This is a genomic window from Paenibacillus sp. J22R67, assembly GCF_059692175.1.
Window position 1 is genome coordinate 101,900 of sequence record NZ_JCAUAX010000015.1, and the last position, 14,320, is coordinate 116,219.

Sequence of the window (14,320 nt, forward strand, 5' to 3'; positions counted from 1 at the left end):
CTGATGCAACCTCAAACCTGGTTCGACACAAATTGGCTATTATCAATTGTGGAATCGAAATAAAATAAGAGTATACAGATGAATGCGAAAGGGGGAAGAAGTGGTGAAAAAAATTAGGAATATCATAGACAGAGATGTTCGGACGTTGAACGTCTATCAGAAGAGCTTGGAGCTGATTGACCGAGTGAAGGCAATCCATGATGCACTGCCGTGGTGGGAAAAAGAGGTGTTGGGTGATCAAATCTGGAGAGCGGCGACATCAATTAGCGGAAACGTAAGTGAAGCAAACGCTCAACTATATCTATCAAGATTTCTCGAAACGGAGGAATGCGGCTTCGCAGATTTTGAAAAGGAAGGACTCTCTACAGAACATACAATTATGTAGTAAGTCGCCCACTGTTTATATGTATACTACTAAAGTCAATTTATCTATTGATACCGCAGGTAAATTAAGGTAAATTTGTAATGGTAGTATTTTATTTGGGGAGATGAAGAAAATGGAAGATACGTTTTTATCAAAGATTGGGAGATTTATTAATGGAAACATTCCAGGAAGAAGTCTTTCGGCGATGGCTTATTATAATCTCCAAAAAGGAAAGCTAGTAGTTGGAGAATGGTTTACAGAACATGAAGAGCTAACCGAAGAACAGAACAAAGTAGCAGATGAAAGATTGAAGGAAAAAATTCTTGAAAGGTTGGAAAAGGTAAAGAATCCCGATCCAGCGGTGGAAGTGCCTGAAAGTGAGAAGATGTCTCTTTGTATTGATCTAGCAACGTTCTTTTATGCTTCCAGATTTTTTAGAGAAGGCTGGGTTGTCGACGAGTATTGGAAAATTTATATAGAGTGTTCAAAGACTAATCAAATAGCATTGGATGGACTCACTGGGTTTTAACTATATTGAAGAGGGGCTTGGATAATATCTCAAGCTCTTTTTTTATATTCCGTAAAGCATATAATAAGAATTTCGGTCGAGTTTGTTTTCAATGTTACTTAACATTGTTATGTAACATTGTGATTCGCATATTAAAAGGGATTTCTATCGTGATGGAAATTGCAAAACACTTGAGTTTTACATAATGGTCCTGTTATGATAATTATGTAACATTAATAAATTTTGTAAATAGGTAGTGGTTCCAATCGACGATCAAGGAAAAGAAAAGTCGGAACACGAAAAATTGTTGGAGAAAATATATGCCATGGACCCAGTAATTGCGGAAGCCGCTCGTAAGTTGAAACGACTATCCGAAGATCCTAATATCGTTCGTCAGTATCATGAGCGGGAAGAACATATTCGTTGTCTTTTTCAAGACGCTCCAGTATGAACTTTTGATATTCTACAGGAAAGAAGGAGGTGCAAAACGATGAAGGTTGATTTTGATTATTATTTTGATAGTCCAAGCCTTATTGTCAAAGGTGCTGACTTCTTGAAAGCAATGAAAAACGATAGAGAATATAATTTGCTACAAATTGCTGTTGATGGTTTTTCATATAAGTTTGATGTGATGTCGCATTTCAATGATGATGTTAACGAAGAACTGAAAAAGTGGATTGTTAAGACTGGGGAGATTGTTTACAACATTAAAGAGAGATGGGTTGCGGGGCATATACTTAATAGTTGGTGCGAGGTATACGTTGTTAATGGTGGTAGACCGACTGCTATTGTTTTCAGTGATAATCACGGAAGAAATTTTGATTTTAATAAAAAAGATCGTCTGGAGTCTAAAAGGGAAGATGAATCATGAAGATGGTTTACCCCCTCAGAGAAAAGAGACAAATTGAGCTTGTAAAGAGTTATTTAAAATCAAAGAGTTTGAGAAATTACCTGATGTTTCAAATAGGAATATCATCTGCGTTACGTATTTCAGATATATTATCGCTAAAAGTCAAACATATTTGGAAACATAAAAAGCCAACAGAGTACATTGAAGTTAATGAGCAAAAGACAGGCAAATATAAACGATTTCCGATCACACCTAACCTTTCTAAAGCGATAAAAGAATATGCAAGTGAAAATGATATGATCGATCCTGAAGTGTTCCTGTTTCGAAGTCGTGAAGGAGACAACAAGCCAATAACGAGACAGCAGGCCCATCGTATTTTGGATAGTGCCTGTGACATGTGTGGAATTGTGGAAAAATTTGGATCACATGGAATGCGTAAGACCTGGGGTTTTTTTGCTTTTAAATCAGGGATAGCGTTAGATTTAATCTCAATAGCTTTGAATCATCGAAGTATTGCTGAGACCAAAAGGTACTTAGGTTTACTCCAAGAAGACTTGGATGACATCTATTTTCAGGTAAACTTATAAAATGTATAAATAGAAAGTGCCATTAGATGATGGCGGGTATAATTCACGTTAAAAAAAACGGAGAATAATGCCTGTCAGATTTCTAATGGCGTTTTTCGTTTTTTGGGCAACGGAGGAATAGAAATGGCAGGAAATTCGGATTGGACTGAAGCTAAATTAAAAAGGTTCCTTGCTGAAGGGAGAGGACAAGGGAGAGGAGAGCTATATCGTCCCTGGTTAACAGTTTCGGATATTCCTAGCCGTGGCAGATCGACAAGAATATTCTCGAATAAAGTAAACCGAATTGTTCATTTACTTACCGACACCCAACTCAGATATTTTTATCTACTTGAATGGAGTGAATCGGTGATCGACATCAATGAGCAGTATCCGCTATTACACATGCAGACTATTCATGATCAGTTCGATGAGAACTTAGTAAAGCGATTGAGCGACAAACAGACAGGCATCCCTCATGTCATGCTTACAACATTTCTAGTGACAGCGATTAATGATCAGGGGAAGGAGTATCAATTTGCCCGCACATTAAAAGATGCGGCAGAGTTGGAAAAGAAGGCAACAATTGAACGGCTAGAATTACAACGGTTATACTGGAAATCCCGTAATGTGGATTTTGGCATCGTCACCTCGAACGAAATTCCTGTTCAACGTAGTAAGAACATTGAATGGGTGTTGCCTGCTTTGAACCTAGAGGAATTTGGATTGGCGAAGCATGAAACGATTCAGTATGCGGAACAACTGTTTGACTGCATTTCGGCAACGGATAATTCCCTGAGTTCTATTCTGAATTCTTTTGATCGGCAAATGCGAGCTGAAGTCGGGACGGGACTGCTCATTTTCCGTCACCTGATTGCCAGCCGAAGGATACAAATCAACTTGGACTTGGAGATGAATTTGGAGAGGACTCCATCGGAATTAAAGGTTATTGTTCATGAACATAGGAGAGGAGGAAGCAAGCATGCTATTGGCGGTTAATACGTTGTATCGGTATGCGGATGATCCAGCACAAATCGAGCGAATTGTATGGATTAGCTCCGATAGAGAAACCTGCTTCGTAGTGAATGTCTTCAACAACTGTTACCCCTATGCAAGACCAGTGTTGGACATTGAAGAGGGTAGCAGAGAAGGTACATATATAATAGAAGAAACAGATCCGTGGTTTCGTTTTTTTGATCTTGAAACAATGCATGAAAAGGAACTAAAGCGATGGAATCAAGCCAAGGAAATCATCGATCTGATAGCAATCAATGGATTTGAACCTAATATATTCTTAACGATTGAACGTGCAAAAATGATTCAAGCCGCATCCGAACAAACGGGCTTACATTCATCGACTATTGCTAAATATCTCAAACGTTATTGGAAGCGTGGGAAAAATCACTACGCACTTTTATCGGATTACGAATCCTGTGGCGGAGCTAGTCAAGAAAGAACACTACATAAGAAAGTGGGTCGTCGTAGCAAGTACACTTCCTTGTATACAGAATTGGTAATCTCGGACGAAGTGAAACGATTTTTTCGCATCGCACTGGACAAGTATTATTACACCACCAAGCCCAACCGACCATCATTGCGATGGGCATATGAACAGATGATCAAGGATTATTTTTCTGTCGAACAAATCACAGAGAACGGAACTGTGATGACGATTGTTGAGGCAGGAGCGGCAGTCCCTACATTTGGACAATTCCGATACTGGTTCAATAAGTGGAGAGATCCGAAACGAGAAGTATTGAGACGGGAAGGGGTACGAAAGTTCCAACAGCAACACAGACCAGTACTAGGGTCAACCCAACAAGATGTCTACGCTCCAGCGGCGGTTTATCAAATCGATGCCACTGTTCTTGATGTTCACATCGTTTCGGAATTTTCAAGAGACAAAATATTAGGTAGACCGATTTGCTACCTGGTGGTTGATGGATACAGCCATCTCATTGTGGGATTACATGTGGCGTTGGAGTCTCCAAGTTGGGCAGGCGGAGCCATGATGGCGTTATTGAACTCATCCGAGGATAAGGTGGAGTTCTGTAATCGTTTTGGAATTGAGATTCGGATGGAGGATTGGCCAATATCAGATGTGATTCCAGAATCCATTTTAGCAGATCGAGGGGAAATGTTATCCTCCAAGGTATTGTCCATGATTGAACATCTCCAGATTGCAGTAAAGAACACGCCCCCATTCCGTCCCGACTGGAAGCCGCTGGTAGAACGTTTTTTCGGCGTGATTCAAAGTCACGTAAAACCTTTTATGCCAGGTGCGGTTTATAAAGATTCAAACGATCGAGGTGTGAAGGACAGACGACTTTATGCAAGCTTGACTTTAGCGGATGTGACGAAGATCCTCATTAAATGTGTGCTTCACTATAATAAACATCACCACATGGCTGATTACATACGAGATGAAAACCAAATTGCTGAAAATGTAGTGCCTATTCCGATTAATCTTTGGAACTACGGTATTCAACACAAGTCGGGCAAACTTCGGCGAGTATCACATGACGTGCTTCGATTTAATATGCTTCCTTCTGAACAGGCAGTAGTAAGCGGGAAAGGAATCAAGTGGCGGGGTATGCTGTACAGTTGTGAAACAGCCCTTAAAGAAAAATGGTTTGTTCGGGCAAGGAACAAGACATTCAAAGTAGACATTTCTTATGATCCTCGCAATGTAAATGAGATCTATGTACGGTTAGGGCAGAGGGATTATGATGTTTGTTACTTGTTAGATTCACAATCTCGATATAGAGGCAAGTCTACAGAAGATGTTCAATACTTGTTGGACGAAGAACGACAAGATAAAGTGAGGCTTCATGATCAGGAATTGGGACAACGAATATCCTTAGCGGCGGAAATTGAAGAGATCGTGAGTGAAGCAGTTGAAAAAACAAAAGTGGAATTAGTTCCTCAATCGAATGCCAAAAGGTTAAGAGATATTCGGGAGAATAGGCGGCAAGAAAAAGAAAGGAACCGAGAGCAGGAACGTGTTGTTTTGGCAGGAGTTCAACAACCGATTACTTCCCCCGCTGGATCAAACGAGCAAGAAAATGAAGATGAAACACCTCACTATTTAGATCTATTTAAACAGTTACAGCAGGAGGGGTTACATGGAAATCATTAGTTTGCCCAATGGAACAGAGGCGGCAGTGGCGCAATACAAAGAACAACCCATTAAGGATTATGGAGGGAATCCATTTATCGAGTGCCTGCCTCCTATCCTGTCGCCGAAACAGGTGATCGAGCAGTTAGCATATTACCCTGCATTTGAACCGAATGAGCGATTGTTGGATCCACATATGCGTGTTCACCTACTCCGAAGGTTGTTTCAATACTTCCAACCGACTCATGAACACATTCAGCTTGAACAAGCAATCTCAACCATGCTTCGAAACGGATATGTGGATCGGAATCCATTTTCCCAAAATTACGTTAGATGGAGAGCAGAAAATCTCAAGGAACAAGGGGGAAGTCCTATCGGTACTCCCCTTCAAAACTCAACTTCTAAATCTTTGACCCTGATTGGCATTTCGGGGTCTGGCAAGACCAGTTCCCTGTCAAAAATCCTTTCTCTCACTCAACAGGTCATCGTTCATTCGAAATACAGGGGAATGGACTTTCCGAGATACCAACTTACACATTTGAGGATTGAGGCTCCATATGATGGCAGTTTGAAGGCACTTTGTTTGCAATTCTTTCTTATCATTGATGCTTTGCTAGGGACGAATTACATGGAGAAGTATGGAAGTGGACATAAATCCACCAATATCATGATACCGATTATCTCAAACTTGCTTCAAAATCTAGGATTGGGAATTTTGATTATCGATGAAATCCAGCATTTGAGCATGTCTAAAAGTGGAGGAAGTTCCGCAGTTCTAAACTTTTTTACAACACTCATTAATACGGCAAATATCCCAATTATCTTGGTAGGTACGCCAAAGTCGCTAGGCGTGTTGCAATCCGAGTTTCGGCAAGCACGAAGAAATTTCAGTGGGCACGGCAACTTTTTTTGGGATCGGTTACAGAAAGATGCCACGTGGGACTTATTTCTGAGTGGAATCTGGAAGTATCAATGGATTCGAAAACCAATCGAACTAACTGATGAAATCTCCTCCATTTTTTATGATGAGACTCAAGGAATTCCCGATGTTGTTATTAAGCTTTGGATGATGATACAGGTAAAGGCAATTACGTCTGGTAAAGAAACGATTTCAGGAGCATTTGTTCGTAAAATTGCCAATGAACAGCTAAAACTTATCAGACCCATGATTGTTGCGCTTCGCAGGGGACGAACAACGGAATTGCTTAATTACCAGGACATCGTTATGCCTGATGTTTCAGAGTTAATAAATAAAGAGCAGTCGCAAATCAATGTACAAACATTCATCAAGGAGACTCAAAAGCATTCTGAACTCAGACAAAAACAAGCACACAACCTCAAAGAAAATGCAGGTATACGCCTTCAAGTGTTGGGGCTATCAGAAAAACAAGCTAATGAGTACATTAGCAAAGCAATAAGGCAACAGCCTGGGATTATTGAAGTAGACAAACTTGTTCAATCGACATATTTGCTTTGGATGAACGAAGGAAGTACCCCAATTGAGAAAAGCCAAGGTAGTCCTAAAGAGACAGCAGACGATCTACGAACGATTGTAAGTGTCGGTTCGAAAGAGGGACTATCTGCATACGAGTCTTTTAAGAAGGCAGGAGTAGTAAGAAATGACTTTGAATATACAGGGTGAAACAGAAAATGATGATATTTTTCCCTACCCCTTATCCAGACGAGTTACTCTATTCAATGATTGGTAGATATAAAAAGTGGTCAGGTGAGCCGAATCACCGTAATATGTTGCAACATATATTTGGAAACAAGCATATTACGGCTTCCGTGGATCTCCCTTCTAAAATTGGGGGATTAATCGAGAGACTGCCGATTACTTCTCAAATTACAGAAGAACAGTTGATTAGGGAACACACGTTGTTTCCCTTTTATTCGGCATTTTTGCCCCCTGACCAAGCGAAGGCGGTATATAAATCGATGGTTGATGGATTTGGAAATGAAGTTTATTCTCGGCTTGGTGTGATGGGAAGTTCAGTAAGGCGGTATAATTGGATTCGATATTGCAGGGAGTGCCTGTCCCGTGACATCGAGATCTATGGTGAACGTTATTGGCACAGGATGCATCAGATTCCTGGATTAGATGTGTGTGTTGAGCATGGAATTCATCTTATAGATAGTGAAATCCATATACACGGGGAAAACAAATATAAGTTTATAGCGGCGGACGAATGGAATAGTCCTCTTAATTGTTTTGCCAAGGAAACACAATCGAGCGATATTGTGAAATACCAACTGCTTAGCGAAAGTGCAAAGATGCTTCTACGCAACAAGTATCCATATCGAGCGTTTGATTGGTTTGAACAATTTTACTGGAATAAGCTAAAAGAGCTAGGGTATTCGAGTGTACTAGGGCATAAAGTTGATCAAGATCGGCTTTGTCGGGATTTTATTTCTTATTTTGGTGTGGGTTTTCTTGAACGTTTGCAGTCAGGAATCCATACAAAAAACAATTGGCTAAAGCAGTTGACCAGGAAGCATCAGAGGACATTCCATCCTGTCCGTCATCTATTATTTTTGCAATTTCTAAACTCTGATCCAGATGAAGTGCTTTTACATAATGATCTATACAAGCCATTCGGTTCTGGACCATGGCAGTGTTTGAATCCTGCCGCAGATCATTATGAAAAATTTGTTGTTAATGAGGTTGCTTTGACCGTGAAGGACAAATTAGCTATTGGCACATATCATTGCTCGTGTGGGTTTATCTACACCCTTCGTGCTGGTGAAGACGTAAAAAAAATAAGGGTCAAGCAATTTGGGATGACATGGGTAGAGGAATGTAAACGGTTAGCCGATTCGGGAATGAGTTTGAAAGCGATTGGTAGACGGCTTGGTGTAAGTCTACAGACAGTTAAAAAATATATAGCGAAAGATGGGCAGGAAGAGGGGGCGCAGTTAGAACAAGAACAGCAACGAGCAGAGGATCGTGTGTTGTGGAAGGATTTGCAAAAGAAGTATCCGTTAATGTCCAGAACAGAGTTGAGAGAATTTAATCCTACACTTTTTAATAGGTTGTATCGTTCAGATCGAGTTTGGCTTGAAGAGGAATCGCCATCAAAGGTAATCAAGAGAGTTGCATCAAAGCCACGGGTTAACTGGGAAAGTCGTGACCAAGAGATTGTTGAGAAAATCAAAGACGCAATCATCGTTATTCAATCAAAGAGGGGGAAACCGAAACAAATTAGCAAAAGCTCGATCGGTCATGAGATCGATCATAAAAATCTACTGGATAAGTATCTTGATAAATTACCCTTATCAAAGTCTTATTTAAAAGTCGTGGTTGAGAACAACGAACAGTATCGATGGCGGAGAATCAAATGGGCAATTGAAGAACTGAAGCGGGAAGGAAGACACTATTCCAAATGGGATGTATTGCGTAAGGCAGGAGTTCGTCCTGAAATGATAAATGCATCAATCGATCATATAATGCTAAGTTTGGATGATTCATTTAAAAAGGATAGGGATGGCATTATAGCCGAGCTGATGGAAAGTATAAATAATAACACGTAAAAACCGCAGTTTCGGTGTGGTGAGACTGCGGTAATGATTTTTTTCTTATTTTCTTATGAAGAAGAAATGGTCTTTAGATCTTAGTCTCAAACATTTGTCGATATAGGAACCTTTATACGATCCTTAGCGATAACAGTTCCATTATAAACGATGTAGCATTCGACGATATGTTCGCCTCTGAATGATGTCTTTTCATACTTATTTCCATTAGCCTTATCTCGAACAATTTGACCTCTGATGCAGTTACGTCTCCTTGCCTCTTCACCTCGATTTAAAACTTTCCAGTAAATATCGTACGAGGGCTTGTCTATTTGATTATGGATATAGTCCTCAAATTCGTTTTCTTCAATATAGAAATGTAAATTCTTACTTGCGAATAAGGGGAGTCTGTCTTTGAGCATATATCGTAGTTTATGCGGTCTCCAACCATCCTGGGTTACATCACAATCAATCTTTAAGTTAAAGCGAATGTCGATAGGGAATAAATTTTCAATAAACTCCTCCGTCTGGCTAACATTTGAGCTGAACTCAGCACGTTTTGCAACAATGCTTTCGGTCGAGGCTTCAGGTGCAGGAAATATATCTCCAAATATTTCCTGTAGTATTTCATAAAGATCTTCACTTTCTTCAGTAAGTCCCTCAATTTTATTGTAAGCTCTTGTTGCTCTACTCACAAAAGTACCTTTTTTGTTATATACTTTTTGATTACTTCCCAAAGCAAACCAATACTTTTGTTCTTTATTACGTGTTTTTAAGAAATAAAATAGGTCTTTAAAGAGTTGGAGATAGTTCTCAAATGTAGCTTCTTTATAATCATCATATTCTTCGAGAAAGCGATATACCAAAGTGTCAATGAGGAGTCCACCAAATTTAAAGCCGCTACTGTTTTTCCAAGCACGAATCATATTGCAAATATACCGATAATTATTATTAGTATCATTGATGGTCTTAATGCTTTCATCAAGTTCTGGTAATGGGTCGGTTCTTTTCCATGAACCACCATCGTTTGAATCAGGATAGTCAAATGCTCCATCTGACCGTTCAAATGCTGGACAAACTTCAGCTATAAAATTAACGCTAGTAAAAGTAACAACCACAACTTGTCCGTCGCCACGTACTATAGTATTTGGGTATGTTTTTTTGATTTCTTTTTTTATATCTTGGAGAAGTTGGGATTGTATATTTCCCTCACGATTGTCATATTGTTGCTTTAGTTCTTTAGGCAACACGAACAACAAGTCTAAGTCACTTACACCCTTGACAGCAGTTGTCCTTCCTAAAGAGCCAACAACATAGCGATGGTCCTCGTTGCTTTCTGATTCCCAATAAGCTTCATTAAGCCTTTTCGTTATTCTCCCAACTCTTTTATCAATTTCTTCTGTATTATCTATCTCTAATGAATTTGCAAAATCAGAAAATGCCTGAGATAACATGAAACATCCCCAATCTTAAAAAAGTATTGATGCAATAATAATTACTATGATCAAAAGGGCAACTGTAAATCTAAAGGAGACGGGCACCTTATCTCTCCATGTAAAGGACTTTTGTTCATTAATCCATTCATGCTGTGCTTGAAAGAAAAATTTATAATGGGCATACCAATCACTCAAAAGAATTTGTTTGGAAATGTTGATTCGATAATATTCTTCTAATAAACGTTCCATTTCCACTTCCTCTGATTGAAAGGTTTCTTCTTGGGATAATTTCACTCTATAATAGAGGGTACGAAGTTTATTGTGAATTACGGTTAACTGTGTTCCGATTTCTCTATACCTTTCCTTTTCTGAATTGTAAAGGCTTATAGTTAATGCAATGATGCTTAGAAAGATTAGGATCAAAGAAATCTCACTATTGTATGTAAAGCTTGGTCTGTAAATTTGCCATACCCCAATAAGTAAGCTGAAAGTGGCGAAGACACCAGGTATCTTCTCTACTATATCGAATGTAGCAAAATGTTTCTTAGCACCGAATAAAACGTTGTAGCCATTCTCGGCTAAGCTACGTAATAAATAGTTTTTATTCATGGTCTCCCCCTAATTGGACATAGCTAGAACGGGAATGAATGTTCCTGTTTAATTGTATATCATTGGAAGAACAAAGTAAACCAAAGTAGAGACCTGAAATATTTCATCATTGGCAGTTTCAAATATTGAGGGGGAATAATGTGGTATTCAGTAAATATTCCTATCATTTGACTGATAGGAGAAACATTGAAAGTATACTTGAGCATAAAAAGCTCTTTTCCTCAAATTCATTAAAACGCATGCATGGTTTGGAAATTAGTGATTATTTACGAAGATTTCAAGATAGGATTCTTTTGAACGACGGCGTTTATCTGAATAAACAAATATTCATTCCTGAATGGGGAATAGAGGGAGATGCGGATGGCTTTTTTGTGAAACTCGACTCTTACGTCTTTTTTTGGAACGATCTACAACGTAAAGGGAAAATGCAAGCTTCAGATGTGGAATATGTTTGTTTAAAATTTTTAACAGAGGAACTGCTTCGAAAATATTCAAGCAAAGTGAGTCTGTGTGAATATAACTCTGGAAGTTTTTTTCAAATGCATGAGCCGATTTTAAGGGAGAAAGATGAAGAAGCCATTAGAACTGAACATCCAGATATGTTCAGGAGAAAGACCTACAATAAAAGTATCGATATATTTATCGAATACAACAACGGTAACTTCTCTTTATCCAAGAAAAATGCCAAGGTAAGGGAAATACTTGTTGAAGGGGAAGTTGATTTTTCGGACATGGAAATGAGTGTAGAATGAATTCTGTAATGCCCTTTCCCTATAAAATTCAGTTCTTACGTGATTAGCAATCAAAGCTATCTCAAAGCCTAAAGAGTCGTGTTACGAGCCGATCGGAAATCAGGTTCTTTCCTGGTATTCCTCGGCTTTTTTATGCAGTTCATTTAGGCATCAGACATTAAAAATAAGATTTCTGTGAGGAGGTCATAAGATTCACATGTATTTCGTAAATGAAAAACGGATAGAAAATAGAGGGGCAAGGCAGACGATTAATGGGAGGGGGGAGTGCTCAGTCACTTTAATTTATCTTCTACTTGGAAGGGATTATCAAAAGACGTAAACTATAGATAAGTTTATGAGGCATACGATTGTTGAGGAGATGATATAAGTGAAGGCAGTTGAGACAAACTTACTTAAATTTTTACAGGGCACGAAGCAATTTATCATTCCTATTTATCAACGTAAATATAGCTGGACTATTAATCAATGTCGCCAACTTTGGAATGATATTGTACGAGCGGCGGAAGATGACAAAGTGAAAGGTCACTTTGTAGGCTCAATTGTTTATATTGAGCGTGGATTGTATCAAATTTCTTCCGTTCCTCAGTTGCTCGTCATCGATGGACAACAACGCATGACCACTTTGACATTATTCCTACTTGCATTGGGGAAAGCCATAGAGGATAGTGGTCAAACCTGGGATATTACAAAGAAGAAAATTATGAACTACTATCTTGTAAACAATGAAGAAGAGGGAGATTTTTATCACAAGCTCATCTTAACGAAAAGTGATAAGGACACGCTGATTAGCTTGGTTTCAGATAAAAAACTCCTTGAAGAATATTCAGTGAGAGTAATGGAGAATTTCAACTTTTTCCTCGAATCCATTAAAAACAGTGGCATTGATTTGAATAAGCTCAATGAGGGTATTTCAAAATTGATTGTAGTGGATATATCGTTGGATCGTGATCATGATAACCCTCAATTGATTTTTGAAAGTCTGAACTCGACAGGACTTGACCTTTCACAAGCCGATTTAATTCGAAACTTTGTCTTAATGAGACTGGAGCCAAAGGAACAAACTGATCTATACAACGAATGTTGGTATCCGATGGAGCGTAGTTTTGGCAATCTAAATGATTCGGCAATATTTGATCGTTTCATGCGTGATTACTTAACTGTGAAAACGGGGAAAATCCCAAATATTCAGGATGTATACTCGGTATTCAAGGATTACGTATATCAGCAAGATGGTCAATCCGTTCATGAGATCGTAGCGGATATTTATCGCTTCTCGAAATTCTTTGTATGTCTAGCATTTCAAACTGAAAAAGATAAGGGAATCAATCAAGTGTTAGAGGATATAAATACATTAAGAGTAGATGTATCTTATCCGTTCTTACTTGAGGTCTACGATGACTTTGTACAAGAAAAGTTATCGAAGGAAGATTTCATTTCGATTCTGAAGTTGGTTGAAGCATATGTATTCCGCAGAGCGATTTGTGGGGTTCCAACTAATTCGTTGAACAAGACGTTTGCAACGATTAGTAAAGAAATCAATAAATTGAACTACTTGGAGAGTACAATTGTAGCGTTCTTGAATAAAGATTCACATCGACGGTTTCCTAAAAATGAAGAATTTATAAATGAATTAACCGTAAAAGATGTGTACAACTTCAGAACCCGCAATTATTTACTTCGTAAGCTTGAGAACTTCAATCGCAAAGAGATAGTAGACATCGAGAGTTACACGATAGAGCACATCATGCCACAAAACCCGAATTTATCGGCTGAATGGAGACAAGACCTCGGAACAGACTGGGAAGAGGTTCAGAATACATATTTACATAAGCTTGGGAATTTAACACTGACTCGTTACAACTCTGAGTTAAGCGACAAGCCATTCACTGAGAAGAGAGATATGGATGGTGGTTTTGCAGACAGTCCTTTACGGTTGAATAGAGGGCTTGGTAAATTAGGTGTTTGGAATGAAGCTGAAATTACGAAACGTGCTCAATCACTTGCAGACCAGGCAGTAAAAGTTTGGGAATACCCAAACATCTCAGATGAGGTATTATCGAAATATAGTAAAAGAGGTACTGGAAGTGAAAATGTCAATTATACCATTGCAGATCATCCTGAGTTGCAGGGTGAAATGATGGAGTTATTTGAGGAACTTTCAAAGCGAATCTGTAATTTGGATAGTTCTGTTCGAATGGAGTTTAAAAAGCTATATATAGCTTTCAAGACAACAACAAACTTCGTCGATATTGTTCCACAGAAAAGTAAGCTTCGGTTAAGTTTAAATATGGCTTTCCACGAAATAAACGATCCGCAGGGTATCTGTAAGGATGTGAGCAAACTTGGTCGATGGGGCAATGGTGATGTAGAAATTGGAGTTTCGTCAGTTGATGAGGTTGAGTATACTATGTTCCTAATCAAACAGTCGTTTGAAAATCATCGGGATGATGAATAAGGTAAAGTAAACCCTTGTTCTCCCCTTTTAACCCAATCCCTACTATGTGAATATCTCTCAAAGTCATCTCAAGTCCTAAATAGTCATCTCAACGCCTAAATAGTCGTCTCACCAGCCGAGCGAAACTCAGGTATCCACTCCTGTTTTCCTCGGCT

General features: G+C 38.8%; 13 protein-coding genes. 11 read left to right on the plus strand and 2 right to left on the minus strand.

Going from position 1 to position 14,320, the window contains the following annotated elements; all coding sequences use genetic code 11:
* Positions 1-103: 103 nt before the first annotated feature.
* The 9 genes from AC58VC_RS34115 (at position 104) to AC58VC_RS34155 (ending at position 8,934) form a co-directional block, all read left to right on the plus strand.
* Positions 104-385, plus strand: a complete 282-nt coding sequence (locus AC58VC_RS34115; RefSeq protein ID WP_497375747.1) for a four helix bundle protein — start codon at positions 104-106, stop codon at positions 383-385.
* 112 nt (positions 386-497) lie between these two features.
* A complete protein-coding gene (locus AC58VC_RS34120; protein ID WP_497375749.1) occupies positions 498-893 on the plus strand; it encodes a hypothetical protein in 396 nt (131 codons plus the stop codon).
* 304 nt (positions 894-1,197) lie between these two features.
* Complete coding sequence (locus tag AC58VC_RS34125) at positions 1,198-1,323, plus strand: hypothetical protein (RefSeq protein WP_497375751.1); 126 nt, start codon at positions 1,198-1,200, stop codon at positions 1,321-1,323.
* A gap of 39 nt (positions 1,324-1,362) precedes the next feature.
* Entirely contained in the window at positions 1,363-1,743 is a 381-nt protein-coding gene (locus tag AC58VC_RS34130; protein ID WP_497375753.1) for a hypothetical protein, read from the plus strand.
* Positions 1,740-2,309, plus strand: coding sequence for a tyrosine-type recombinase/integrase (locus AC58VC_RS34135; RefSeq protein WP_497375755.1), 570 nt, complete (start codon positions 1,740-1,742; stop codon positions 2,307-2,309). Before AC58VC_RS34130 ends, AC58VC_RS34135 begins: the two co-directional genes overlap by 4 nt.
* A 123-nt stretch (positions 2,310-2,432) precedes the next feature.
* Positions 2,433-3,284, plus strand: a complete 852-nt coding sequence (locus tag AC58VC_RS34140) for a TnsA endonuclease C-terminal domain-containing protein (RefSeq protein WP_497375757.1) — start codon at positions 2,433-2,435, stop codon at positions 3,282-3,284.
* On the plus strand, positions 3,268-5,424 hold the full coding sequence (locus tag AC58VC_RS34145; protein ID WP_497375759.1) for a transposase: 2,157 nt from the start codon (positions 3,268-3,270) through the stop codon (positions 5,422-5,424). The genes AC58VC_RS34140 and AC58VC_RS34145 overlap by 17 nt, the downstream gene beginning before the upstream one ends.
* Positions 5,411-7,045 (plus strand): ATP-binding protein, encoded by a 1,635-nt coding sequence (locus AC58VC_RS34150; RefSeq protein ID WP_497375761.1) that lies wholly within the window; start codon positions 5,411-5,413, stop codon positions 7,043-7,045. Before AC58VC_RS34145 ends, AC58VC_RS34150 begins: the two co-directional genes overlap by 14 nt.
* Positions 7,042-8,934 carry a TnsD family transposase gene (locus tag AC58VC_RS34155; RefSeq protein WP_497375763.1) on the plus strand — a complete coding sequence of 631 codons (1,893 nt, stop codon included), beginning with the start codon at positions 7,042-7,044 and terminating at the stop codon, positions 8,932-8,934. Before AC58VC_RS34150 ends, AC58VC_RS34155 begins: the two co-directional genes overlap by 4 nt.
* 86 nt (positions 8,935-9,020) lie before the next feature.
* On the opposite strand, the gene AC58VC_RS34160 is transcribed toward AC58VC_RS34155, so the two are convergent.
* Both AC58VC_RS34160 and AC58VC_RS34165 read right to left on the minus strand, forming a co-directional pair.
* Positions 9,021-10,367 carry a nucleotide-binding domain-containing protein gene (locus AC58VC_RS34160; protein ID WP_497375765.1) on the minus strand — a complete coding sequence of 449 codons (1,347 nt, stop codon included), beginning with the start codon at positions 10,365-10,367 and terminating at the stop codon, positions 9,021-9,023.
* 15 nt (positions 10,368-10,382) lie between these two features.
* Positions 10,383-10,958 carry an SLATT domain-containing protein gene (locus tag AC58VC_RS34165; RefSeq protein WP_497375767.1) on the minus strand — a complete coding sequence of 192 codons (576 nt, stop codon included), beginning with the start codon at positions 10,956-10,958 and terminating at the stop codon, positions 10,383-10,385.
* Between the two features lie 140 nt (positions 10,959-11,098).
* Between AC58VC_RS34165 and AC58VC_RS34170 the strand changes: the two genes are divergently transcribed.
* Together AC58VC_RS34170 and AC58VC_RS34175 are read left to right on the plus strand one after the other, a co-directional pair.
* On the plus strand, positions 11,099-11,710 hold the full coding sequence (locus tag AC58VC_RS34170) for a DUF7002 family protein (RefSeq protein ID WP_497375768.1): 612 nt from the start codon (positions 11,099-11,101) through the stop codon (positions 11,708-11,710).
* A gap of 367 nt (positions 11,711-12,077) precedes the next feature.
* Positions 12,078-14,165 carry a GmrSD restriction endonuclease domain-containing protein gene (locus AC58VC_RS34175; RefSeq protein ID WP_497375770.1) on the plus strand — a complete coding sequence of 696 codons (2,088 nt, stop codon included), beginning with the start codon at positions 12,078-12,080 and terminating at the stop codon, positions 14,163-14,165.
* Positions 14,166-14,320: the final 155 nt, after the last annotated feature.

Excerpts from the sequence above, each read along its gene's own strand:
- AC58VC_RS34120 (WP_497375749.1), top strand. The coding sequence starts at position 498 with ATGGAAGATACGTTTTTATCAAAGATTGGGAGATTTATTAATGGAAAC.
- AC58VC_RS34125 (WP_497375751.1), top strand. The coding sequence starts at position 1,198 with ATGGACCCAGTAATTGCGGAAGCCGCTCGTAAGTTGAAACGACTATCC.
- AC58VC_RS34130 (WP_497375753.1), top strand. The coding sequence starts at position 1,363 with ATGAAGGTTGATTTTGATTATTATTTTGATAGTCCAAGCCTTATTGTC.
- AC58VC_RS34135 (WP_497375755.1), top strand. The coding sequence starts at position 1,740 with ATGAAGATGGTTTACCCCCTCAGAGAAAAGAGACAAATTGAGCTTGTA.
- AC58VC_RS34140 (WP_497375757.1), top strand. The coding sequence starts at position 2,433 with ATGGCAGGAAATTCGGATTGGACTGAAGCTAAATTAAAAAGGTTCCTT.
- AC58VC_RS34145 (WP_497375759.1), top strand. The coding sequence starts at position 3,268 with ATGCTATTGGCGGTTAATACGTTGTATCGGTATGCGGATGATCCAGCA.
- AC58VC_RS34150 (WP_497375761.1), top strand. The coding sequence starts at position 5,411 with ATGGAAATCATTAGTTTGCCCAATGGAACAGAGGCGGCAGTGGCGCAA.
- AC58VC_RS34160 (WP_497375765.1), bottom strand. The coding sequence starts at position 10,367 with ATGTTATCTCAGGCATTTTCTGATTTTGCAAATTCATTAGAGATAGAT.
- AC58VC_RS34165 (WP_497375767.1), bottom strand. The coding sequence starts at position 10,958 with ATGAATAAAAACTATTTATTACGTAGCTTAGCCGAGAATGGCTACAAC.